The organism is Pseudomonas sp. H2_D02, assembly GCF_054677635.1.
The window spans coordinates 1,628,825-1,651,670 of sequence record NZ_CP162816.1 but is presented as its reverse complement, the minus strand read 5'-3'; the positions used below and the strand labels follow the sequence as shown (position 1 = coordinate 1,651,670).

Genomic DNA, 22,846 nt, shown 5'->3' with positions numbered 1-22,846 from the left:
ACCCGGCGGTCGGTGACAGGCAACACCGTAACCCAAAGTGATCGAACCGACAAAACCGCCGCCCGCCCCTGGATTATCAGGGGCAACCTGTCAGCTCAAGGCCTTGCGATTGAAGTCGCGCAAACGGAAGCCCATCAACAGCAACATGCCGAAATACGCCACCACGCCCGCCACGACCAGCACACCCAGGCGCAGGAAACGCTCGAGCATCACGCCTTCGCCCCAAGCCGGCATGAAATGCATCCCGACCAGCAGCACCGCCGACATCACCGCCACGGCGACCAGCAACTTGAGCCCGAACTTGCCCCAGCCCGGCATCGGTTGATACATCTTCTGCTTGCGCAGTTGATAGAACAGCAGCCCGGCGTTGAGACAGGCACCCGCGCTGATCGCCAGGGCCAGGCCGGCGTGGGCCAGCGGACCGATGAGCAGCAGGTTGAACAGTTGGGTCATGCACAGGGTAAAGATGGCGATTTTCACCGGCGTACGGATGTTCTGCTGGGCGTAGAAGCCCGGCGCGAGGACTTTGATCACGATGATCCCGAGCAGCCCCACCGAGTAGGCGATCAGCGCCCGTTGGGTCATCAGGGCATCGAATGCATTGAATTGACCGTACTGGAACAGCGAAACCGTCAGCGGCTCGGCCAGGATCCCCAGCGCCAGGGCACAAGGCAGGACCAGTACGAAACACAGGCGCAGGCCCCAATCGAGGATCCGCGAATACTCATGGCGATCCTGGCTGGCGTAGGTCTTGGCCAGGGTCGGCAGCAGGATCGTGCCCAGCGCCACGCCCAGCACGCCGGATGGCAATTCCATCAAGCGGTCGGCGTAATACATCCACGACACCGAGCCCGCCACCAGGAACGAGGCAAAAATGGTATTGATGATCAGGGAAATCTGGCTCACCGAGACGCCGAGGATGGCCGGCAGCATCTGCTTCATGACCCGCCACACGCCGCTGTCGCGCAAGTTCAGCCGCGGCAGCACCAGCATGCCGATCTTCTTCAGGTGCGGCAGTTGGTAGAGCAACTGCGCCAGGCCGCCCGCCAACACCGCCCAACCCAGCGCCATCACCGGCGGATCGAAGTACGGCGTCAGGAACACCGCGAAGATGATCATGCTGACGTTGAGCAGCGTCGGCACGAAGGCCGGCACGGAGAAACGGTTCCAAGTGTTGAGGATCGCGCCGGCCAGGGACGACAGGGAAATCAGCAATATATAAGGAAAGGTCACCCGCAACAGGTCAGAGGTGAGCTGGAATTTTTCCGGCGTGTCGGTGAAACCTGGTGCAGTGGCCCAGATCACCCAGGGCGCGGCGAGCATGCCGGCGGCCGTGACCAAGGCCAGCACCAGCGTCAGCAGACCGGTGACGTAGGCAATGAAGGTACGGGTCGCTTCGTCGCCCTTCTGGCTTTTATATTCCGCCAGGATCGGCACGAAGGCCTGGGAAAACGCCCCTTCGGCGAAGATCCGCCGCAACAGGTTGGGCAACTTGAACGCAATGAAGAAGGCGTCGGTGGCCATTCCGGCACCGAATATCCGGGCGATCAACGTATCGCGAACGAATCCCAGGATGCGGGAAAGCATCGTGATAGAGCTGACGGCAGCCAACGATTTGAGCAGGTTCATGAAAAGAGTTTTTGCCTGTCGATAAACAGCAGGCGAACAATGCGCCCACTTGTGCGATACTCCGCGCCGCTAAACAGCACAGCGCCAAAGCCCGCGAGTTTACAGGTCGCACGCCGGAAAGAAATCATTCGGTGCGCCGCACCTGCCATTCAGCGGAACGTGTCACCCGCCCTTGACAAGACCTCAACTCATCGGCATGATTCGCGGCCTATTTTGTTTGCTATTTCCTAAAAAGTCTTTCGAGGAGCTCGACGGTGGCCAACACACCTTCCGCCAAAAAACGTGCAAAACAGGCTGAGAAGCGTCGCAGCCACAACGCCAGCCTGCGTTCCATGGTCCGTACCTACATCAAGAACGTAGTCAAGGCCATCGACGCAAAAGACGCTGAAAAAGCACAAGCTGCTTACGTTCTGGCTGTGCCAGTTATCGACCGCATGGCCGATAAAGGCATCATCCACAAGAACAAGGCTGCTCGCCATAAGAGCCGCCTGAATGGCCACGTAAAGGCCTTGAACGTTGCCGCTGCTGCCTAAGCGACGCGCTCATTAAAAAACCGACCTCAGGGTCGGTTTTTTATTGCCTGGGATTTACCAGCCGCACCTCAAATTAAAACTGTGGGAGCGAGCCTGCTCGCGAATGCGATCTGCCAGTGACATTGATGCCAGCTGACACACCGTATTCGCGAGCAGGCTCACTCCCACACAGGGGCATTTAGCGCAGGTTATTGAGCCCGAGCCCAAGGCAAGATCGGAATAGCGGTCACCGCATTTTGCGGACTGCCCTCGATCACCCGGTCGCTGTAGACCAGGTAAACCAGGGTATTGCGCTTCTTGTCGAGGAACCGCACCACTTGCATGGTCTTGAACACCAGCGAAGTGCGCTCGCGGAACACCTCCTCGCCATCCTTGAGCTCACCCTTGAAGCTGATGGGCCCAACCTGGCGACAGGCGATGGACGCCTCGGCGCGATCCTCGGCCAGGCCCAGGCCGCCTTTTACACCCCCAGTCTTGGCTCGCGACAGGTAGCAGGTCACGCCATCGACCTTAGGGTCGTCGAACGCCTCGACCACGATCCGATCGTTCGGCCCGACAAACTTGAACACGGTCGAGACCTGACCGATTTCTTCGGCCGAAGCCAGCAGCGGCACTGCCAACAGCAAGCCGATCAATCCTTTTGCCAAACCCATGATTTTTCCTTAGACGAGGATCAGGTTGTCACGGTGAACCAGCTCGGGCTCCGCCATGTAACCCAACAAGCCGACAATCGCATCAGACGACTGACCGATGATTTTCTGCGCCTCCAGCGCGCTGTAGTTAGCCAGGCCACGGGCGATCTCGCGACCGTCCGGCGCCACGCACACGACCATTTCACCGCGGCGGAAACTGCCCTGGACGAGCTTCACACCTACCGGCAGCAGGCTTTTGTTGCCTTGGGACAAGGCCGACACGGCACCCGCGTCCAGCACCAACGTGCCACGGGTTTGCAGATGCCCAGCCAGCCATTGCTTGCGCGCCGCCAGCATGCCGCGCTCTGGCGAGAGCAAGGTGCCGATGCGCTCGCCTGACTTCAGGCGATCCAGCACCCGCTCCAAGCGCCCGCCGACAATGATGGTATGAGCACCGGAACGGGCCGCCAGACGCGCAGCGCGCAGCTTGGTCTGCATGCCACCGCGCCCCAGCGCCCCGCCCGTACCACCGGCAACCGCATCCAGCGCCGGGTCGTCGGCACGGGCTTCGTAGATCAGCCTGGCGTCAGGGTTGTTGCGCGGATCGGCATCGAACATGCCGTCGCGGTCCGTGAGAATCACCAGCAGGTCCGCCTCCACCAGGTTCGCCACCAATGCAGCCAGGGTGTCGTTGTCACCAAAACGGATCTCGTCGGTGACTACGGTGTCGTTCTCGTTGATCACCGGGATGACTTTCAGCTCCACCAGCGCTCGCAACGTACTGCGGGCATTGAGGTAGCGCTTGCGGTCGGACAGGTCGTCATGGGTCAGCAGGATCTGCGCCGTGTGGCGGCCATGCTCGGCAAAGCTCGACTCCCAGGCTTGGACCAGGCCCATCTGGCCGATGGCGGCAGCAGCCTGCAGCTCATGCATCGCGCTGGGTCGCGACGTCCAGCCCAGGCGACTCATACCGGCGGCCACGGCCCCGGACGAGACCAATACCAGTTCGACGCCAGCCTCATGCAAGGCCACCATCTGCTCGACCCACACCGCCATTGCCTGGCGATCCAGGCCTTTGCCATCCGCTGTCAGCAGTGCACTGCCGATCTTCACGACCCAGCGCTGCGCACCCGTCACCTTGCTCCGCATTTTCTTCAACCTTTGCCAGCGAACGGCGCGACCCAGCGCCGCCCATGGGATTATTCGTATTTGCGTTCTACAGATACCAAAACGCCGCTCGATTGAGCGGCGCCTTGGAAACCGGCTGGTTACGATGATAACACCGCACCGAAACACTTGAACCTGTGGGAGCGATGGTGCGGCAATCCGACTTGCTCGCGATTGCAGGGGTCAGCAATATTGATACCGGCTGTCACACCGCTATCGCGAGCAAGCTCGCTCCCACAGGCCTTGGTTTCAACTGAGTAGCATCAGTCGCGGACGTAGATAATTTCCGGACCGTCCTCGTCATCCACATCTTCTTCGTCCCAATCGTCGTCGCCGATGTCATGGACCGACTTGACGCCACTGCGGCGCAACGCACGCTGGTCGTCCAGCGCCTGCAACTGCGCGCGAGCCTCGTCTTCGATGCGCTGGTCGAGCTCTGCCAGCTCTTCCTTGTAGGCCGGGTCGTTGGCCAGGCGGTCGGCGCGATCTTCCAGGTAACGCATGATGTCGTGGCACAGGCGCTCGGTGTTTTCCTTGGCAATGGCCGAGATCACATAGACCGGACCTTCCCACTCCAGGCGATCAACGATTTCCTTGACCCGCTCCTCGTGCTCTTCTTCGAGGATCTGGTCGCACTTGTTCAGCACCAGCCAACGGTCGCGCTCGGCCAGGGCCGGGCTGAACTTGGTCAGCTCGTTGACGATGACTTCGGCAGCATCGGCAGCACTGGTTTCATCCAGCGGTGCCATGTCGACGAGGTGCAGCAACAGGCGGGTACGAGACAAATGCTTGAGGAAGCGAATCCCCAGGCCCGCACCTTCGGAAGCCCCTTCGATCAACCCCGGGATGTCGGCGATCACGAAGCTCTTCCAGCGGTCAACGCTGACCACACCCAGGTTCGGCACCAGGGTCGTGAACGGGTAATCGGCGACTTTCGGCTTGGCTGCAGAGACCGAACGGATGAAGGTACTTTTACCGGCGTTCGGCAAGCCCAGCAGGCCCACGTCGGCCAACACCTTCATTTCCAGCTTCAGGTCGCGCTGCTCGCCGGGCTTGCCTGGCGTAGTCTGGCGCGGCGCACGGTTGGTGCTGGATTTGAAACGGGTGTTGCCCAGGCCGTGCCAACCGCCATGGGCGACCAGCAGACGCTGACCGGCCTTGGTCAGGTCGCCGATGACTTCCTGGGTGGCGGAGTCGATCACCGTGGTGCCAACCGGCACGCGCAGGATCAGGTCTTCACCTTTCTTGCCGGTGCAGTCGGTGCTGCCGCCGTTGGAGCCACGCTCGGCATCGAAGTGCCGGGTGTAACGGTAGTCCACCAGGGTGTTGAGGTTTTCGTCGGCGAGCATGTAGATCGAGCCGCCATCACCCCCGTCACCACCGTTCGGACCACCATTTTCAATGAATTTTTCCCGACGGAAACTCATGCAGCCATTGCCGCCGTCGCCAGCCTTTACTCGAATCGATACTTCATCAACAAACTTCATGACACACGCCTCTCGCCGTACGGACGAGCCGAAAAAAACAAGACATAAGACTCTTGCAAAAATGAGCGCAGCGACCTCAAAACACGCCCAACCGCAGCGCCGACAGCCCATACAAACAGTTTTGCAAGAGACTCACCCCACAAACGAAAAAGCCCCGTCGCAAGACAGGGCTTTTCCAGCGGTCTCGCAATTAAGCTGCGATAACGCTTACGTAACGACGACCGAAGGCGCCTTTCACTTCGAACTTGATCACGCCTTCGACTTTAGCGAAGAGGGTGTGATCTTTACCCATGCCCACGCCGTAGCCAGCGTGGAATTGGGTGCCGCGCTGACGCACGATGATGTTGCCTGCTTTGATAGCCTGGCCGCCATACATCTTCACGCCAAGGCGTTTGGCTTCTGAGTCGCGACCGTTACGGGTACTACCACCAGCTTTTTTGTGTGCCATGAGTTCAATTCTCCTAGTGAGGAATTAGGCTGAAATTAAGCCTGAATACCGGTGATTTTGATCTCGGTGTACCACTGGCGGTGGCCCATACGCTTCATGTGGTGCTTACGGCGACGGAACTTGATGATGCGGACTTTATCGTGACGACCTTGGGAGATCACTTCAGCCACAACGGTAGCGCCAGCAACGACTGGAGCGCCGATATTCACGTCATCGCCATTGGCGACCAACAGAACGCGATCAAAAGTCACGGATTCGCCAGTAGCGATTTCCAGTTTTTCGATCTTCAGGTATTCACCTGGGGCGACCTTGTATTGCTTGCCACCAGTAACAATTACTGCGTACGACATGGTATTTCTCCGATAATCCTGCTCACCCAGCGCTTTATAAGAAGAGGTATTGGCTGGCATGGCTGCATGGGCTGGAAGGCCCGGATGCAATTGCGTAAGGCAGGTGCTGCCCAGGAAGTTCAGGGTGCGCGATTGTACGCAAGCTGACCGAGCCTTGCAAGTAGCCGCCCCGCACTGCAGAAGCATGCGCCTTGACAGGCCAGGACGTGGGTCCTAGCATGCCGCGCAACCCTTCTGGAGCGCCTGTCGCTGATGCAACCCCAAGCTTTCTACCGCGCAGTGGCGGACGATTTTAGTGCCGTCGACGGTATCATCAAGAAGCAGCTGACTTCCCGCGTGCCGCTGGTATCGAAAATCGGCGACTACATCACTTCGGCTGGCGGCAAGCGCCTGCGTCCTTTATTGGTGCTGCTGTGCGGCAAGGCCCTGGGTCGCGAAGGCGACGACATGCGCCTGCTGGCCGCCACCATCGAGTTCCTGCACACCGCGACGCTGCTGCATGACGACGTCGTCGACATGTCCGGCATGCGCCGTGGCCGCTCGACCGCCAACGCCATGTGGGGCAACGCCCCAAGCGTGCTGGTGGGCGACTTCCTGTACTCGCGCTCGTTCGAAATGATGGTCGAGCTAGGTTCGATGCCGGTGATGAAGATCCTGTCCCAGGCCACGCGCATCATCGCCGAGGGCGAAGTGCTGCAGCTGTCCAAGGTGCGCGATGCCAGCACCACCGAAGAAACCTACATGGAAGTCATTCGCGGCAAGACCGCGATGCTTTTCGAAGCCTCGACCCACAGCGCCGCAGCCCTGGCAGGCGCCACCGCCGAGCAGAGCGAAGCCCTGCGCACCTTCGGCGATCACCTGGGCGTTGCGTTCCAACTGGTAGACGACCTGCTGGACTACAAGGGCGATGCCGAGACCTTGGGCAAGAATGTCGGTGACGACCTGGCCGAAGGCAAGCCGACCCTGCCGCTGATCTACACCATGCGCGAAGGCACGCCGGAACAAGCAGCGCTGGTGCGCCAGGCGATCCAGAAAGGCGGGATCGAAGACCTGGAGCGTATCCGTGCCGCGGTCGAAGCCTCCGGCTCGCTGGAATACACCGCGACACTGGCCCGGGACTATGTCGCCCGCGCGATCAAGTGCCTCGATGCGCTGCCGGCCAGCGAGTATCGCGATGCACTGGTGGAACTGAGCGAGTTTGCGGTCGCCCGTACTCACTGACACACCGGCCTTTTTTGTGGCGAGGGGATTTATCCCCGCTGGGCTGCGAAGCAGCCCTAAAAGCTACATTCCGGTGTTCCAGGTAGATTGGTTTGAGCTCTCTTGGGGCTGCTGCGCAGCCCAGCGGGGATAAATCCCCTCGCCACAGGTTCTCCGAACGCAGTACCCCCCTCTTTCGCGACAAAACCCTATACAATGTGCGCCCTTTTGCCCTCCTGATACTCAAGGAACCCTAGTGAGCACGTTGCCTCCCTGCCCTAAATGCAATTCCGAATACACCTACGAAGACGGCACCCAGCTGGTCTGCCCGGAGTGCGCCCACGAATGGTCCGCCAGCGGCGAAGCTGAAGCGCCTTCCGACGACACCGTGAAGAAAGATTCGGTCGGCAACGTCCTGCAGGACGGCGACACCATCACCGTGATCAAGGACCTCAAGGTCAAGGGCACATCGCTGGTGGTCAAAGTCGGCACCAAGGTGAAGAACATCCGCCTGTGCGATGGCGACCACGACATCGACTGCAAGATCGACGGCATCGGCCCGATGAAGCTGAAATCCGAGTTCGTCAGAAAAGTCTGATCCTGCTGTAATCCCATCCCGCGCCCCGCGTGGGATGGCTCCCCCCTTCTCGCTTAAAGCCCTATCTTGCGCAAGCTTGGCCAATCCGCGCCAATTCGCGCTATCACGACCCATCGTCAGAAAAACAATCGCCACGCCAATAGAGACTTGCTATTTAGCGAATAAGAATTATTCTCATCAAACCCATCAAGGAGATGAGAACCATGACTTATTTGATCGATGCCTGGCTGGACCGCCCACATCCCTACCTGAGGATCCTGCATCGGGAAACCGGGGAAGTCTGCGCGGTACTGGAAGAAGAAGCCTTGAATGAGCTGCAGGACCAGGGAGACCTGGACCTCAACAGCCTCAACTCCAGCGAACCGCTGGTGCTCAAGGAGTTGGTGCGAAACCTGTTCCTGTTCTGCTACGCCCGGGCGTTGCGCCCGACGGGTGATTTCAGCGGCAGGTTCCACGGATGAAGCACCTGACCCTGTGGGAGCGAGCTTGCTCGCGAAGCGGTGTGTCATTCAACATCGATATCGATTGACTGACCGCCATCGCGAGCAAGCTCGCTCCCACAGTTTTTTGTCCGGCTGTAAAAACCGGACAGGGTCTTACAGTACGTCCAGCAGCTCGACGTCAAACACCAGCACGCTGTGCGGCGGGATGCTGCCAACGCCTTGAGCGCCGTAGGCCAGCTCGCTCGGCACGTACAGGCGCCATTTGCTGCCGGCGTTCATCAGTTGCAGCGCTTCGGTCCAGCCTGGGATCACGCCGCCTACCGGGAACTCGGCTGGCTGGCCACGATCGTAGGAGCTGTCGAACACAGTGCCGTCGATCAGGGTGCCGTGGTAATGGGTGCGCACCTGGTCTTCACGGGTCGGCTTGGCGCCTTCACCCTGGGTCAGCACTTCGAATTGCAGGCCGGAAGCCAAGGTGGTGATGCCTTCGCGCTTGGCGTTTTCAGCCAGGAACGCACGGCCTTCGCCCGCAGCGGCTTCTGCCTTGGCGGCGGCTTCGGCCTGCATGATTTCACGAATGACCTTGAAGCTGGCGGACATCTCGTCCTGGCCCACACGGCTAGGCTTGCCGGCGAACGCGTCGGTCAGGCCAGCCAGGATCGCGTCCAGGCTCACACCCGGTGGCGGGTTGTCGCGCAGTTGGTCGCCCAACTGACGGCCAATGCCGTAGCTGACGCGGGTTTCGTCGGTGGACAGGTTAACTTCGGACATGATGCTGCTCCGCTGTGCGGACGGCTCGAGAATTGCCGTGAATGACACAGCGCCTCCCGGAGCGCCCGGAACCAAAAGGGCGAGCAGACTAGCACAGATGCCATGGCGCGGACGAACCGCTCACGCGCCCTCCCCTCCAAACGACAACGCCCGCCTGTTTCTCGACAGGCGGGCGCTGCGTCGGCACTGAGGATGGCTCAGTGCTTGGTCAGTTTGTCCAGGTAGCCCATGGCAAACGCCGACACCACGAAGGTCATGTGGATGATCACGTACCACATCAGGTGTTCGGGATCGACGTTTTTGGCGTCCATGAAGATACGCAGCAAGTGGATCGAGGAAATGGCCACGATCGACGCGGCGACTTTCATCTTCAGCGAAGACGAGTCCATGGTGCCCAGCCAGTTGAGCTTTTCCTTGTCGTCGCCAATATCCAGTTGCGAGACGAAGTTCTCGTAGCCGGAAATCATCACCATCACCAGCAGGCCGCCCACCAGCGCCATGTCGATGAGCGACAACAGCACGAGGATCAGGTCCGACTCGGCCATGGAAAAGACGTTGGGAATGACATGAAAGACTTCCTGGAAGAATTTCAGCGCCAGGGCCAGCAAGCCCAGGGACAGCCCGAAGTAGATCGGCGCCAGCAGCCAACGGGAGGCATACATTGCATTTTCGATAAAGCGTTCCATTGAATCTCATACCAGGGCTGAAAAATCGCGGCGAGTATATCAGCCACGATCCGCCCCACAAACGCCGCCCCCTCACTCGGGATCCGGCGCTTGTGTCAATTTTTTACTGCCCAGGCATGCGTCACTGAAGCGGACGGTACTCGAAGCCGCCGACGTTGCGACAACGGCCTCCGTTGATTTCCCGCAGTTGTGCCTGCATATGCAGGGACCAGATCTGCGGATCATCCGCCAGCTCATAGCCATGGGTCGTCAGGCTCTGGACGATGGTATCGAGGATGGTTTCAGCGGCTGTCGGACCGGGGAACGGCCCTTGGGCCTTGATGGCGGAGGGTTGCTCACCGGCCATTCCGGCGGCGAAGAGCACGGTCCACATGCCGGTGTCGCCGGCAAGGGGGCGCACGGCGCATTCGATGCGGGTGACAAGCCCGAGGCATTGACGAGTAAGGCAAAGGTTGCGCGACATGGCGGCGCCCCTCGGTAGATCCGGTATTCAGCCCGGGAGGGGCTGTTTCGATCCAATGATGGCTCTCGTTATCCTTGAACTGAGGATAGGAGAAAAGTTCCGGCACCGAAGGATTTCGAGACCAGAATACGCCGAGCGGTCACAGTGTGAATATTGACGCCAAAGTGGTGACACTTTTTAAGGAAGCCACAAGAACTGTGGGAGCGGGCTTGCTCGCGAAAGCGGTGTGTCAGCCAACGACAATGTCGACTGACAATCCGCTTTCGCGAGCAAGCCCGCTCCCACAATTAGATCGCCATCAGAACATCAAGCCGGCTTGGCTTCCACCAGCGCCTGCTGCGCCATTTCCTTTTCCGCTTCCTTGATATCGTCTTCGCTGATCATTTCCGCGATGACCCGCAGTCGTTCCACCACGCGGGCATTGACGCTGCCCTCCGGGAACTCGCCGTTCTCGTCCGGTTCGCCAGCGGGCTCGCCCACCAGCAGGCTCAGGGCTTCGTCGGCCTGGCGCACGGCATAGACATGGAACTGCCCGGCGCGCACGGCCGCCAGCACTTTCTCGTCGAGCATCAGGGTCGCGACGTTGGCCTGGGGAATGATCGCCCCTTGCTCGCCCGTTAGCCCGCGGGCTTCGCAGAGGCGGAAGAAGCCTTCGATCTTCTCGTTGACCCCGCCCACCGCCTGCACTTCACCGAACTGGTTGATCGAGCCGGTGATGGCGAAGCATTGCTTCAACGGGGTCTTCGACAAGGCCGAGATCAGTGTGCAAGCCTCCCCAAGGGACGCACTGTCGCCGTCCACATAACCGTAGGATTGCTCCAGGGCGATACTGGCTGAAATCGCCAGCGGGAACTCCTGGGCATACCGGCTGCCCAGGTATCCGGTCAGGATCATCACCCCCTTGGAGTGAATCGGCTGGCCTAGGTTGACCTCTCGTTCGATGTCGACGATACCGCTGCCGCCCGGGTACACCGTGGCGGAAATCCGCGCTGGCACGCCAAACGCCGAGTCGCCCACTTCCAGCACCGTCAACCCGTTGCACTTGCCCACGGCCGCGCCGTCGGTGTCGATGAGAATGATCCCCGCCAGCATGTCGTCGAGGATTCGCGCCGAAACGCGCCCGGTGCGGGTGGCCTTGGCCTTGAGCGCACGTTCGATGTGGCCGGCGTCGGTCATCTCGTCACCGGCCAGTTGGCGAATGAAATCCGCCTCGCTGACCAGCTGGAACAGATCGCCAATCCGCGCCGACAAGCGCCCCTGATGCTCGGCCAGGCGTGCACTGTAGGTGGCCAGGCGCGCCACCGCATCAGCGGTCAGCGGTGCCATGCCCTCTTCCGAGGTTCGGGTCTTGAGCAACTGGGCAAACTGCTCCAGGCTCTCGTCGCCCATCGGGATGTCTTCGTCGAAATCCACCAGCACGCGAAACATCTCCTGGAAATCCGAATCCAGGTCCTGCAAAGCGTAATAGAGCTGGCGCGCGCCGATGATCACGACCTTGACCTGCAACGGAATGTGTTGCGGCGTCAGGGTCACCGTGGCCAAGCGACCCAGCTCGCCCAGCGGCGATTCCATTTTCAGCTTGCGCGACTGCAGGGCGCGCTTGAGCGCATCCCACACGAACGGCTCGCCGAGCATTTTTTCCGCTTCGAGGATCAGGAAACCGCCGTTGGCACGGTGCAGGGCACCCGGACGCAACTGTCGATACGTGGTGTAGAGCGCACCTTGGTCGGTGCTGTACTCGATTCGGCCAAACAGGTTGTCGTAGGTCGGGTGCGGCTCGAACACCACCGGGGCGCCACCGCTCGCCGGATGGCCGACGACCAGGCTCGGCGCGTATTGCTCTTCCAGCAGCTTGCGGGCGACGGCGTCGGTCTTGCTGTCATCCACCAACTGCTCGACCACGGTCTTGAGCAGATAGACCTGCATGGCTTGCAGATAACCGCACACGGCGGCGTTCTCGGCGTATTTCTCCGACAACGGCGCCAGCAATGGTTGCAAGGCCAGGGTGATGGTTTCTTCGTTGAGGTGACGCAACTGGTTGTTGGACTCGCGTTTCCACTGCGGCAGGCTGGCGAGTTCTTCGTTCAGACGCTCCTCCAGGCCGGAAATATCCTCATGGAATCGCTCGCGCTCGGCCTCTGGCAACTGGGCGAACTCCGCCTCGTCCAGGGCCTTGCCCTCGCTCATCGGGGTGAAGGCGATGTTGCTGCTGTCACGGTACAGCGCGACATCTTTTTCCAGCGCCAGCCGCTCGATTACATCGAGGGCACGGTCGTAGCGCTGGTTGAAGGCGCGGTCGATGGCGCTTTTTTTCTGTTGATAGGACGGATGCTCGAACACCGCCGGAAACGTCGCCAGCAGGTTGTCGATCAGGCCATTGATATCGCCAATGAAGGTGCCGGCGGTGCCCGACGGCAGCTCCAGGGCGCGCGGCTCGCGGGGTTCATCGAAGTTATTGACATAGACCCAGTCCGACGGGGTCTGCATGCGCTTGCCTTCGGCCTTGAGGTAGCGTTTGACGAACGAGAACCGGCCGGTGCCGGGCTCCCCCATGACAAATACGTTGTAGCCGGGGCGTGGCATCGCCACACCGAACTGCAATGCTTCGACCGCACGTTCCTGGCCAAGCACACCGCGGAAGGGCTCCAGATCATTGGTGGTAGAGAAGCTGAACTGTTCAGCGGAAAACGGACGGGTCAGCGCTTCGGGCGCTAGACGCAAGCTGGCAGCAACAGGATCAGGCATCGGGCTTCCTTACATCAGGCGGGGCAGATAGCGGCATTCTGGCGCTGCCCGTACCTGACTGGCAAGGAGCGCCTGAGGCCAAAGCATAGTCGAGGGACCAACCCAGGGCAGAGCCCCGCAAGCAACGGGTTTGCAGTAATGTTTTTGCAAAATGCCACGGAACCCTCGGATCGTGCCTAAACTCCAAACTGCGCGGCTGGAACAATAACCGGCCCACTGGCTGCTGTAGGGGCCAGACCCTGTCCATTGGTATGCACATAAAGAGAACATAGCTATGAAACGGATTCTTCTCGGTACTCTCTTCACCGCTGTATCCATCAACGCCATGGCTCAGGCGCCGGGCGGCCCGGATTGCGGTTGGGGCAACATGCTGTTCGAAGGTCAGCGTGGCACTCCGGCCCACTTCCTCGCATCCACCACCAACGGCACTTCCGGCAACGCCACCTTCGGCATGACCTCCGGCACCAACGGCTGCTCGACCAACGCAGCGCTGACCTACGGTGGCAAGTCCTGGCTGGCCATGAATGGCATGATGAACGAGCTGTCCGAAGACATGGCCAAGGGTCAGGGCGAAGCGCTGACCACCTACGCCGTGGTACTGGGTGTGGCGCCGGAAGATCGCGCACACTTCTCCGCTGTGACCCACGAGCACTTCCAGCAGATCTTCAGCAAGGCTGACGTGACGGCAGAAGACGTGCATACCAATACCCTGGCCGTGCTGAAAAACGACCCTCGCCTGGCCAAGTACGCAACTCAAGCTTAAGCTCGACACCACTCGCTCCTTTCGGGGAGCGGGTTTTCTTTTTGGGGCCCCTCCGGTCTTTATTTTTCGACTTTCCAAGTAGCCGACTATGCTCAAACGCCTTGCCTGGCTGGCGCTCTGTGTGTGCGCCCCGCTGTCCGCCGCGCCTCATGTCGACCCTCAACGTTTGCAGCAACTGGCCAATGACCGCTTCTGGATTTCCCTGGGTCACTACGAAACCGCCAAGCTCGGTGGCTGGCGCAGTTACATCAGCGACAAGAAATTCTTCCTCGCACCCGACGGCAACGAACATCCCGACCGCGAGCTGACCGCCACGCTGCAAGCCCTGTACGGCCCGGCCAGCGCTGGCCAGCAACACGCCCAATGCGTGTACCCGGCGCGCACCCGCTGGCTGAAGGCGCAGCTCGGCCTGACGAACCTGCCTGCGGTCAACTGCAGCGATTACATCCAGTGGTTCAAGGACGTTTCGCCCCACAGCGCGGTGATGATCTTCCCCGCTGCCTACCTGAACAGCCCGTCCTCGATGTTCGGTCACACCTTATTGCGTATCGACCAGGCCGACGTGCAAAGCGACAAGACCGCGCTGCTCAGCTACGCGATCAACTTCGGCGCCTACATCGAAGGCTCGGACAACAGCATCCTTTACGCCTGGAAGGGTCTGATGGGCGGTTATCCCGGCCTGTTCGCCCTGGTGCCCTACCAGGAGAAACTCTCCGAATACCGTAGCCTGGAGAACCGCGACCTGTGGGAATACCGCCTCAACCTGAGCCAGGCGGAAACCGAACGCATGGTCGAGCATGTGTGGGAACTCAAGCAGATCCAGTTCGACTACTTCTTCTTCGACGAAAACTGCTCCTATCGCCTGCTTGAACTGCTGCAAGTCGCGCGCCCCAGCCTGCGCTTGACCGAACAGTTCCCGCTGACGGCGATTCCCACCGACACCGTCAAGGCAGTGAAAGAAGCCGGGCTGGTGGAAAGCATCCAGTATCGACCGTCCCGCGAACGAGAGCTGCTCAGCCGCGCCGAACCGCTCAGCGATGACGAACAACAATGGGTACTGCAGGTCAGCGCCGACCAGCAGCAGCTGCAACGACCTGAATTCAAGGCGCTGCCGCGCGATCGCCAGGCGCTGATCATCGACGCGGCCTACCGCCTGGAGCGTTATCGCGCCAACGGCCAGGAGCGTGATCCCCAGCGTGCCCAACGCAGCTTCGAACTGTTGCGGGCGATCAACCAGAACCCCGCGCCGGAACTGGACATCGCGCAACCGGGCCTGCCCGAAGACGGCCACGAATCGCGCACCTGGCAAGCAGGCCTGGGCACGCGGGGTGACCGGGCGTTTGGCGAGTATGGCCTGCGCATGGCCTATCACGACCTCAATGACAACGCAGAGAGTTTCCCGCTAGGGGCGCAGATCGAAATCCTCCAATTGAAACTGCGCCAATACGAGGGCAACGATTGGCAAGTGCAGCAATTGGACCTGGCGACCATTCGCTCCTTGACCCCACGCAACGAGCTGTTGCAGCCGTTGTCCTGGCAAGTCACTGGCGGCTTGGAACGCGTGCCAGGCAAGCACGACGATGAAACGCTGGTCAGTCACGTCAATGGTGGTGGCGGCGGCACTTGGGCGTTGGGGGAGGATGTGTTGGGCTTTGCCCTGGGCACCGTACGGGTCGAGCACAATAACGATTTCGCCCAGTTCATCGCCCCGGCCGCCGGATTCAACAGCGGGGTGCTGTGGAAAAACCCGCTGGGCAACCTGAGCCTGGAAGCCAAGGGCGATTATTTCTTCAACGGCGAAGTGCGCCGCAGCCTGAGCCTGAACCAACAATGGGAATTGTCCCGCAACCTCGGCCTGCGCCTGAGTGCCCAGCGCGAATTCAGCCAACTGGCTTCGCCGGAGAATGAGGTAATGCTTGAAGTGAAGTGGTATCACTACTGAGCGAACGGATTAATCACCGCGCTTTCACACCGTTCTGACGAATCCGCTTCTAGACTTCTGTCATGAGTGGATCGGGCAGGAACGCAAAACATGTGGCGCGCGGCGGTGGTACTGGGTGTGTTGGTGTTGCTCGGTGGCTGTGAAACCACCCATGAAGATTTGATCGCCCGAGGTTATCCGCCGGCCTTCGCCGACGGTTTCGACGATGGCTGCAGCAGCGGCCGACAAGCCGCCGGCGCGATCACCGGCCAGTTCAGGAAGGACGTGCCGCGTTATCTCAAGGACCCGCGCTACGCCGAGGGCTGGAGCGACGGCTTTCGCCAATGCCAGGCCATGCGCGAGAGTGAAGAACGTGACGCCTATCGCGAACGCCACTGGGACGACCGCGAACGTGCCTGGCAACAGGAAAAAGATCGCGACGCCGCCCGGGCTTATCGCTCGCAGTGAGTCGCTCAGAGACATTCGTCGAAACCAAAACCTTGCGACCATGGCCCAAACTCCAACAGAGGAGAACCCTATGAGTCGCGCTTTCGTCAACGAAGACAACGCCGCCGCCCAGGCCGATCAACCGGTCGAACGCCAGATCAGTGCGCAACCCAACTACGTCACACCCACCGGGCTTGTCCAGCTCCAGGCCCGGGTCGCTGAGTTGCAGGCCTTGCACAGCCAGCAGGCGATCCAAGGGGATCTGGCGGACAAGCAGCGGATCGCCGACCTTGAACGGGATCTGCGCTATTTCAAGCAGCGCCTGCAAAGCGCCCAGGTCGTTGCGCCGACTTCGTCCGAACAAGTGCGAATCGGGCACTGGGTGACCTTTGTCGATGAACAGGATCACGAACAGCGAGTGCAGTTAGTGGGTGAAGACCAGGCCGATGCGGCCAAAGGATTGATCAATTGGGGCTCGCCACTGGGGCGGGCGTTGCTGGGGGCCAAGGTGGGGGATGAGGTGGTGTGGAAGCGGCCAGCGGGGGATGTGGCGATCGAGGTGGTGGCGATTGAATTGGAGTAAAACCCGAGGCGTTCGTGGCGAGGGAGCTTGCTCCCGCTGGGTGGCACAGCCGCCCTCGCTTTTTTGCGGTTGCTGCGCAACCGAGCGGGAGCAAGCTCCCTCGCCACGGTCTTCGCTTCGATAAGCTGTTCCATGAAAAACGGAGCCCCGAAGGCTCCGTTGTTCATGCAACCGACCCAATCAGGCCAGTTTTTTGTGCCGTACGCGATGCGGCTGGGCAGCGGCTTCGCCGAGACGCTTCTTGCGGTCGGCTTCGTACTCGGTGTAGTTGCCTTCGAAGAACACCGCTTGCGAGTCGTCTTCGTACGCCAGGATGTGAGTCGCCACACGATCGAGGAACCACCGATCGTGGGAGATCACAATGGCGGCGCCAGGGAAGTCCAGCAAGGCTTCTTCCAGGGAGCGCAGGGTTTCGACGTCGAGGTCGTTGGACGGTTCGTCGAGCAGCAGGACGTTGCCGCCCTCCTTCAGCGTCAACGCCAGGTGCAAGCGACCACGCTCACCACCGGAGAGGTCCTTGACGAACTTCTGCTGGTCGCCACCCTTGAAGTTGAAGCGACCGACATAAGTGCGCGACGGGATTTCATAGTTGCCGATGCGGATCTGGTCGGAACCGTCGGAGATCTGCTGGAACACGGTCTTGCTGCCGTCCAGGTCCTCACGGCTCTGGTCGACGCAGGCCAGTTGCACGGTTTCACCGATCTCGATGCTGCCCGAATCCGGGGTTTCCTTGCCCATCAGCATGCGGAACAGCGTGGATTTACCTGCGCCGTTACCACCGATCACACCGACGATGGCGCCTTTGGGCATGGAGAACGACAGGTTGTCGATCAACACGCGATCGCCGTAGCCCTTGGTGACGTTCTTGAACTCGATGACCTTGTCACCCAGGCGCGGACCGGCCGGGATGTAGATCTCGTTGGTTTCACTGCGCTTCTGGAATTCCTGGGACTGCATTTCCTCGAAGCGCTGCAGGCGAGCCTTGGATTTGGACTGGCGGGCCTTGGCGCCTTTGCGCACCCACTCCAGTTCTTCCTTCATGGCTTTTTCATGGGCCGATTGCTGCTTGGATTCCTGGGCCAGACGATCGGACTTGGCTTCCAGCCAGCCCGAATAGTTGCCCTCGTATGGAATGCCCGCGCCGCGGTCGAGTTCCAGGATCCAGCCGGCGACGTTGTCCAGGAAGTACCGGTCGTGCGTGATCGCAACCACGGTGCCCGGGAAGTCGTGCAGGAAGTGTTCGAGCCAGGCAACGGAATCGGCGTCCAGGTGGTTGGTCGGTTCGTCGAGCAGCAGCATGTCCGGGGCCGACAGCAGCAGGCGACACAGGGCCACGCGGCGCTTCTCACCACCGGAGAGATGTTCGACCTTCGCGTCCCAGGCTGGCAGGCGCAGCGCATCGGCGGCGACTTCCAGTTGGCGGTCCAGGTTGTGACCGTCGCTGGCCTGCAGGATCGCTTCGAGCTTGGCCTGCTCGGCGGCCAGCTTGTCGAAGTCGGCATCCGGGTCGGCGTAGGCGGCATAGACCTCGTCCAGGCGCGCCTGGGCGTCCTTGATGACGCTGACCGCTTCCTCGACCACTTCACGGACGGTCTTGGTCGGATCCAGCTGAGGCTCTTGCGGCAGGTAGCCGATGTTCAGGTCTGGCATCGGACGGGCTTCGCCGTCGAATTCGTTATCGACGCCGGCCATGATCTTCAACAGGGTGGATTTACCCGAGCCGTTGAGACCCAGTACGCCGATCTTGGCGCCGGGGAAAAAAGACAAGGAGATGTTTTTCAAGATTTCCCGCTTCGGCGGAACAACTTTGCTCAGCCGATGCATGGTGAAGACGTATTGAGCCATGGTGAACCTAGCGTCAGTGACAGGTGAAAAGAACGAGCCAGGCCATGCGCGGCACCGGCACTTGATGCTATCAATGCCTGCGGGCGGATGGCGCCTGGGAAGCTGGAGCTGGAACGCTCTTGTTTGACCGGCAAAGCTACCTCAACCGTCGGTCCAGGTCCAGCCGCCAAGGGCTGGCACTTTGCCACAAGTCAAGGCATGCTAGCCGCCCTTCGGGCGTCCGGCTTATAGTGCCCGTCGCGCCAGTCCAGCAAACCGCAGGATTACAGCTTGTCCAATGTCACGCCGCCTCCGTCCCCACGCGCACCGACAGCTGTGCCTGGCCTCCCCCTGCGCGGAACATTGAAGGGCGCGCTGGCCTCGCTGGTCCTGTTATTGCTGGGCCTGCTCTTCTGGCAGTTGCTTGATCAGCTGCGTGAAACCCAGCAGCAACAACGTCAATACACCATCGACTACACCGCCGACCTGGCCGCGCAAGTCAGCCTGAACATGGCCTTGAACGCGCAAATCGCCCTTAACCTGCTACCGATCGTCGAACAACCGCAAACCGCCGACGAACAGCAGGCCCTGCTGCGCAAGCTTCAGCAATCATTGCCCCAATTGCGCAGCCTGGCGTTGCTGAGCCCATCGGGCAGGGTGCTCAGTGACAGCGATGCCGACAGCCAGGACGCCGACTACCTGGCCGAGCTGGTACGACGTAGCCGTGCCCAGGCGCACTACTTCAGCAATGCCGAAGATGGCTCCGTGGTGCACCTGTTGCTGCACCAGGCCAGCGGCAGCAGTCGTGGTTACTGGGCGCTGCGCCTGACGCCGAGCTTCTTCTCGACGTTGACCAAACAGGCCGACACGGGCCTGCGACCGTTGTGGCTGGTGGAGAACCGTCTCAACCAGCAAATCATCAGCCGCGACGAAAGCCGGCCCTCGACCACCCCGACCCAACTGACCTCCCAAGACCTGAGCGACACCGTGCTGACCGTGCCCCTGAGCAGCAGCGACTGGCAACTGCGCGGGTTGTTCGATCGGCGCCAGGTGCTTGAACAACTGCTCCCGGCCTTCATCGGCAAATGCCTGCTGGGCCTGGCGTTCTCGATGCTCCCGGTGATCGCCCTGCTGAACATGCGACGACGCCAGCGGCAATTGCACGAAGGCCGCCGTCGCTACCAGGACATTTTCGAGGGCACCGGCGTGGCCCTCTGCGTGCTCGACCTGTCCGGCCTGAAGGCATTCTTCACCCGGACCGGCCTGCAGGACGGCGAACAGTTGCGCGCCTGGCTGCAGGACCCGCAGCACCTCGGACAGTTGCAGCAGCAGGTGCACGTCACCGAAGTCAACCAGATGGCCTTGAAGCTGCTCAATGTCGATTCCTGCGAACAAGCCTGGCAACTGCTGGTCGGCAACGGCCCGAGGGACAACAATCCCATCGGTTCGAAACTGCTCGAAGCACTGCTCGACGAGCACAAGCAGCTGGAACTGGAAATCAAGTTGCAGGACGCCCATGGTCGAGACCAGCATTTATGGCTGGTCCTGCGCTTGCCGGAAACACAGCGCGACTATAACGCCGTCATCCTGAGCATCAACGACATCACCAGCCGCAAGCTGGTCGAACTCTCGCTGCTCGAACGCGAAGGTTTCTGGTCCGATGTGGTACGCACCGTTCCGGATCATCTTTATGTACAGGACGTCATCAGCCAGCGGATGATCTTCAGCAACCACCACCTGGGGCAGACGCTCGGCTACGACCGCACCGAGTTGCACCAGATGGGCGAGTACTTCTGGGAAATCCTGCTGCACAGCGACGACGCCGACCAGTACCACTTTCTGCGCCAGCAACAGCGACGCGGCGGCTATACGCAACTGTTGCAATGCCAATTGCGCTTCCGCCATCGCAACGGCAAATGGCGACGCTTCGAGGTTCGTGAGCAAGCCCTGGCCCGGGACCGCTACGACCAGGTGACACGCATCATCGGTGTGGCAAAAGACATCACCGAGCAGATCGAGGCCAGCGAATCCCTGCGCGACAGCGAGCAACGCTACCGGATGCTCGCCGAAAGCATCAGCGACGTGATTTTCTCCACCGACAGCAAGCTCTCGCTCAACTATGTCAGCCCGTCGGTCCAGGCGGTGCTGGGCTACACCTCCGATTGGATTTTCCAGAACGGCTGGCAGTCGACCATCGCCAATCCGCAGCAGCTGACGGGCATCTATAGCCTGATGGACCGGGTCAGCAAGGCCCTCGACAAGCCCGACCAACTGGCCGAACTGCGCAACCAGATGCAGACCCAACTGTTTTTGTTCGACTGCCTGCGCGCCGATGGGCGCAAGATTCCAATCGAACTGCGGCTGGTGCTGGTGTGGGACGACCATGGCGCGTTCGAAGGCGTGCTCGGCGTCGGCCGCGACATCAGCCAACAGCGTCGAGCCGAAAAAGACCTGCGCATGGCCGCCACCGTATTCGAACATTCGACCTCGGCGATCCTGATCACCGACCCTGCCGGCTATATCGTCCAGGCCAACGAGGCTTTCAGCCGCGTCAGCGGTTATGCCGTCTCGCAGGTCCTGGACCAGTTGCCCAACATGCTCACCGTCGACGACCAGCAGGAAGCCCATTTGCGCTACGTGCTCAAGCAACTGCAACAGCACAGCACCTGGGAAGGCGAAGTCTGGCTCAAGCGCCGTAATGGCGAACATTATCCGGCCTGGGTCGGCATCACGGCGGTGCTGGACGACGAAGGCGACCTGGCCAGTTACGTGTGCTTCTTCAGCGACATCAGCGAGCGCAAGGCCAGCGAGCAGCGCATTCATCGCCTGGCCTATTATGACGCCCTGACCCACCTGCCCAACCGCACGCTGTTCCAGGATCGCCTGCACACCGCGCTGCAATCGGCGGAGCGGCAGAAGACCTGGGTCGTGCTGATGTTCCTCGACCTGGACCGCTTCAAGCCGATCAACGACTCCCTCGGCCACGCCGCCTAGGCGACCGCATGCTCAAGGAAATGGCCACGCGCCTGCTCGGCTGCGTGGCCGACGACGACACCGTGGCGCGCATGGGCGGCGACGAGTTCACGCTGCTGCTGCAACCGCGCGCCAGCCGCGAAATGGCCTTGAACCGGGCCATCACCGTGGCCGAGCAGATCCTCGCCAGCCTGGTCCGGCCATTCGTGCTGGAAGGCCGGGAATTCTTCGTCACCGCCAGTATCGGCATCGCCCTGAGTCCCCAGGACGGCAACGAACTGAGCCAGTTGATGAAGAACGCCGACACGGCCATGTACCACGCCAAGGAACGCGGCAAGAACAACTTCCAGTTCTACCAGGCCGACATGAACGCCAGCGCCCTGGAGCGCCTGGAATTGGAAAGCGACCTGCGCCATGCCCTGGAGCAGAACGAGTTCGTGCTGTATTACCAACCGCAGTTCAGCGGCGATGGCAAACGCCTGACCGGTGCCGAGGCCCTGCTGCGCTGGCGCCATCCGCGACGCGGGCTGGTGCCGCCGGGGGACTTCATTCCCGTACTCGAGGAACTCGGGCTGGTGGTGGACGTCGGCGACTGGGTCATCACCGAAGCCTGTCGGCAACTCAGGACCTGGCACCAGGCCAAGGTCCGGGTGCCGAAAGTCTCGGTCAACATTTCCGCCCGGCAGTTCTCCGACGGCCAGTTGGGCACGCGCATCGCCACTATCCTGCGCAACACCGGCCTGCCGCCGGCCTGCCTGGAGCTGGAACTCACGGAAAGTATCCTGATGCGCGAAGTCAGCGAGGCAATGCAGATCCTTGCCGGGCTGAAAAACCTCGGCCTTAGCATCGCCGTCGATGATTTCGGCACCGGTTATTCGTCGCTCAACTACCTCAAGCAATTCCCCATCGACGTGCTGAAGATCGACCGCACCTTCGTCGACGGCCTGCCGTCCGGCGAGCAGGACGCACAGATCGCCCGGGCAATCATCGCCATGGCCCACAGCCTCAACCTCGCGGTGATCGCCGAGGGCGTCGAAACCCACGAGCAACTGGACTTCCTGCGCGAGCACGGCTGCGACGAGGTCCAGGGCTACCTGTTCGGCCGCCCGATGCCGGCGAATCGGTTCGAAGCGCAGTTCAGCAATGATGCGTTGTTCATGATTGATTGAGGCAGCTGCGAGCT

At 60.9% G+C, this 22,846-nt stretch carries 19 protein-coding genes and 1 pseudogene; 9 read left to right on the top strand and 11 right to left on the bottom strand.

Going from position 1 to position 22,846, the window contains the following annotated elements:
• Window positions 1-90: 90 nt before the first annotated feature.
• Window positions 91-1,629, bottom strand: coding sequence for a murein biosynthesis integral membrane protein MurJ (gene murJ, locus AB4N42_RS07540; RefSeq protein ID WP_030140285.1), 1,539 nt, complete (start codon window positions 1,627-1,629; stop codon window positions 91-93).
• Between the two features lie 254 nt (window positions 1,630-1,883).
• Here murJ and rpsT point away from each other — a divergent pair, with 254 nt between their 5' ends.
• On the top strand, window positions 1,884-2,162 hold the full coding sequence (rpsT, locus tag AB4N42_RS07535; RefSeq protein ID WP_003185593.1) for a 30S ribosomal protein S20: 279 nt from the start codon (window positions 1,884-1,886) through the stop codon (window positions 2,160-2,162).
• A 188-nt stretch (window positions 2,163-2,350) separates the two neighbouring features.
• On the opposite strand, the gene AB4N42_RS07530 is transcribed toward rpsT, so the two are convergent.
• From AB4N42_RS07530 to rplU, 5 genes are all read right to left on the bottom strand, one after another.
• Entirely contained in the window at window positions 2,351-2,815 is a 465-nt protein-coding gene (locus AB4N42_RS07530; RefSeq protein ID WP_030140286.1) for a CreA family protein, read from the bottom strand.
• Between the two features lie 9 nt (window positions 2,816-2,824).
• The gene (gene proB, locus AB4N42_RS07525; protein ID WP_198798113.1) at window positions 2,825-3,943 is read right to left on the bottom strand and encodes a glutamate 5-kinase; all 1,119 of its coding nucleotides are present in this window, start codon (window positions 3,941-3,943) and stop codon (window positions 2,825-2,827) included.
• Window positions 3,944-4,224: 281 nt separating this feature from the next.
• Entirely contained in the window at window positions 4,225-5,448 is a 1,224-nt protein-coding gene (gene cgtA / locus AB4N42_RS07520) for an Obg family GTPase CgtA (RefSeq protein ID WP_039593902.1), read from the bottom strand.
• A 190-nt stretch (window positions 5,449-5,638) separates the two neighbouring features.
• Window positions 5,639-5,896, bottom strand: a complete 258-nt coding sequence (rpmA, locus tag AB4N42_RS07515) for a 50S ribosomal protein L27 (RefSeq protein WP_003205738.1) — start codon at window positions 5,894-5,896, stop codon at window positions 5,639-5,641.
• A gap of 35 nt (window positions 5,897-5,931) precedes the next feature.
• Window positions 5,932-6,246: a 50S ribosomal protein L21 gene (rplU, locus tag AB4N42_RS07510; RefSeq protein WP_003176051.1), complete on the bottom strand. Its 315-nt coding sequence runs from the start codon at window positions 6,244-6,246 to the stop codon at window positions 5,932-5,934.
• Window positions 6,247-6,498: 252 nt separating this feature from the next.
• Here rplU and AB4N42_RS07505 point away from each other — a divergent pair, with 252 nt between their 5' ends.
• From AB4N42_RS07505 to AB4N42_RS07495, 3 genes are all read left to right on the top strand, one after another.
• Window positions 6,499-7,467, top strand: coding sequence for a polyprenyl synthetase family protein (locus AB4N42_RS07505; protein ID WP_030140289.1), 969 nt, complete (start codon window positions 6,499-6,501; stop codon window positions 7,465-7,467).
• A 235-nt stretch (window positions 7,468-7,702) separates the two neighbouring features.
• The gene (locus AB4N42_RS07500) at window positions 7,703-8,044 is read left to right on the top strand and encodes a zinc ribbon domain-containing protein YjdM (protein ID WP_030140290.1); all 342 of its coding nucleotides are present in this window, start codon (window positions 7,703-7,705) and stop codon (window positions 8,042-8,044) included.
• 203 nt (window positions 8,045-8,247) lie between these two features.
• The gene (locus tag AB4N42_RS07495; protein WP_003205743.1) at window positions 8,248-8,505 is read left to right on the top strand and encodes a PA4570 family protein; all 258 of its coding nucleotides are present in this window, start codon (window positions 8,248-8,250) and stop codon (window positions 8,503-8,505) included.
• Between the two features lie 135 nt (window positions 8,506-8,640).
• Here the strand turns inward: AB4N42_RS07495 and AB4N42_RS07490 are convergent, their stop codons facing one another.
• The 4 genes from AB4N42_RS07490 to AB4N42_RS07475 all read right to left on the bottom strand — a co-directional run bounded on the left by AB4N42_RS07490 (window position 8,641) and on the right by AB4N42_RS07475 (window position 13,152).
• On the bottom strand, window positions 8,641-9,258 hold the full coding sequence (locus tag AB4N42_RS07490) for an FKBP-type peptidyl-prolyl cis-trans isomerase (protein WP_003205746.1): 618 nt from the start codon (window positions 9,256-9,258) through the stop codon (window positions 8,641-8,643).
• Window positions 9,259-9,455: 197 nt separating this feature from the next.
• Window positions 9,456-9,944, bottom strand: a complete 489-nt coding sequence (locus AB4N42_RS07485; RefSeq protein ID WP_003205748.1) for a TIGR00645 family protein — start codon at window positions 9,942-9,944, stop codon at window positions 9,456-9,458.
• Between the two features lie 121 nt (window positions 9,945-10,065).
• Entirely contained in the window at window positions 10,066-10,407 is a 342-nt protein-coding gene (locus AB4N42_RS07480; protein ID WP_030140291.1) for a PA4575 family protein, read from the bottom strand.
• Window positions 10,408-10,713: 306 nt separating this feature from the next.
• Window positions 10,714-13,152 (bottom strand): Lon protease family protein, encoded by a 2,439-nt coding sequence (locus tag AB4N42_RS07475; RefSeq protein ID WP_202334965.1) that lies wholly within the window; start codon window positions 13,150-13,152, stop codon window positions 10,714-10,716.
• 274 nt (window positions 13,153-13,426) lie between these two features.
• Here AB4N42_RS07475 and AB4N42_RS07470 point away from each other — a divergent pair, with 274 nt between their 5' ends.
• From AB4N42_RS07470 to AB4N42_RS07455, 4 genes are all read left to right on the top strand, one after another.
• A complete protein-coding gene (locus AB4N42_RS07470) occupies window positions 13,427-13,915 on the top strand; it encodes a DUF3015 domain-containing protein (RefSeq protein ID WP_030140293.1) in 489 nt (162 codons plus the stop codon).
• A gap of 88 nt (window positions 13,916-14,003) precedes the next feature.
• Window positions 14,004-15,857, top strand: coding sequence for an Lnb N-terminal periplasmic domain-containing protein (locus tag AB4N42_RS07465; protein ID WP_407684288.1), 1,854 nt, complete (start codon window positions 14,004-14,006; stop codon window positions 15,855-15,857).
• A 90-nt stretch (window positions 15,858-15,947) separates the two neighbouring features.
• Complete coding sequence (locus tag AB4N42_RS07460; RefSeq protein ID WP_407684287.1) at window positions 15,948-16,304, top strand: hypothetical protein; 357 nt, start codon at window positions 15,948-15,950, stop codon at window positions 16,302-16,304.
• Window positions 16,305-16,374: 70 nt separating this feature from the next.
• Complete coding sequence (locus AB4N42_RS07455) at window positions 16,375-16,866, top strand: GreA/GreB family elongation factor (RefSeq protein ID WP_030140296.1); 492 nt, start codon at window positions 16,375-16,377, stop codon at window positions 16,864-16,866.
• A gap of 180 nt (window positions 16,867-17,046) precedes the next feature.
• Here AB4N42_RS07455 and ettA read toward each other — a convergent pair whose 3' ends face one another.
• Window positions 17,047-18,711 carry an energy-dependent translational throttle protein EttA gene (gene ettA, locus AB4N42_RS07450; protein WP_030140297.1) on the bottom strand — a complete coding sequence of 555 codons (1,665 nt, stop codon included), beginning with the start codon at window positions 18,709-18,711 and terminating at the stop codon, window positions 17,047-17,049.
• 270 nt (window positions 18,712-18,981) lie between these two features.
• Between ettA and AB4N42_RS07445 the strand changes: the two are divergent.
• A pseudogene (locus AB4N42_RS07445) lies at window positions 18,982-22,832 on the top strand (sensor domain-containing protein).
• Window positions 22,833-22,846 lie beyond the last annotated feature (14 nt).

Bases quoted from the DNA above. Each gene is read 5' to 3' on its own strand.
- AB4N42_RS07455 (WP_030140296.1), top strand. From the start codon at position 16,375: ATGAGTCGCGCTTTCGTCAACGAAGACAACGCCGCCGCCCAGGCCGAT.
- rpmA (WP_003205738.1), bottom strand. From the start codon at position 5,896: ATGGCACACAAAAAAGCTGGTGGTAGTACCCGTAACGGTCGCGACTCA.
- proB (WP_198798113.1), bottom strand. From the start codon at position 3,943: ATGCGGAGCAAGGTGACGGGTGCGCAGCGCTGGGTCGTGAAGATCGGC.
- AB4N42_RS07495 (WP_003205743.1), top strand. From the start codon at position 8,248: ATGACTTATTTGATCGATGCCTGGCTGGACCGCCCACATCCCTACCTG.
- murJ (WP_030140285.1), bottom strand. From the start codon at position 1,629: ATGAACCTGCTCAAATCGTTGGCTGCCGTCAGCTCTATCACGATGCTT.
- AB4N42_RS07530 (WP_030140286.1), bottom strand. From the start codon at position 2,815: ATGGGTTTGGCAAAAGGATTGATCGGCTTGCTGTTGGCAGTGCCGCTG.
- rplU (WP_003176051.1), bottom strand. From the start codon at position 6,246: ATGTCGTACGCAGTAATTGTTACTGGTGGCAAGCAATACAAGGTCGCC.
- AB4N42_RS07470 (WP_030140293.1), top strand. From the start codon at position 13,427: ATGAAACGGATTCTTCTCGGTACTCTCTTCACCGCTGTATCCATCAAC.
- AB4N42_RS07505 (WP_030140289.1), top strand. From the start codon at position 6,499: ATGCAACCCCAAGCTTTCTACCGCGCAGTGGCGGACGATTTTAGTGCC.
- AB4N42_RS07475 (WP_202334965.1), bottom strand. From the start codon at position 13,152: ATGCCTGATCCTGTTGCTGCCAGCTTGCGTCTAGCGCCCGAAGCGCTG.
- AB4N42_RS07460 (WP_407684287.1), top strand. From the start codon at position 15,948: ATGTGGCGCGCGGCGGTGGTACTGGGTGTGTTGGTGTTGCTCGGTGGC.
- AB4N42_RS07485 (WP_003205748.1), bottom strand. From the start codon at position 9,944: ATGGAACGCTTTATCGAAAATGCAATGTATGCCTCCCGTTGGCTGCTG.
- AB4N42_RS07465 (WP_407684288.1), top strand. From the start codon at position 14,004: ATGCTCAAACGCCTTGCCTGGCTGGCGCTCTGTGTGTGCGCCCCGCTG.
- ettA (WP_030140297.1), bottom strand. From the start codon at position 18,711: ATGGCTCAATACGTCTTCACCATGCATCGGCTGAGCAAAGTTGTTCCG.
- AB4N42_RS07490 (WP_003205746.1), bottom strand. From the start codon at position 9,258: ATGTCCGAAGTTAACCTGTCCACCGACGAAACCCGCGTCAGCTACGGC.
- cgtA (WP_039593902.1), bottom strand. From the start codon at position 5,448: ATGAAGTTTGTTGATGAAGTATCGATTCGAGTAAAGGCTGGCGACGGC.
- AB4N42_RS07480 (WP_030140291.1), bottom strand. From the start codon at position 10,407: ATGTCGCGCAACCTTTGCCTTACTCGTCAATGCCTCGGGCTTGTCACC.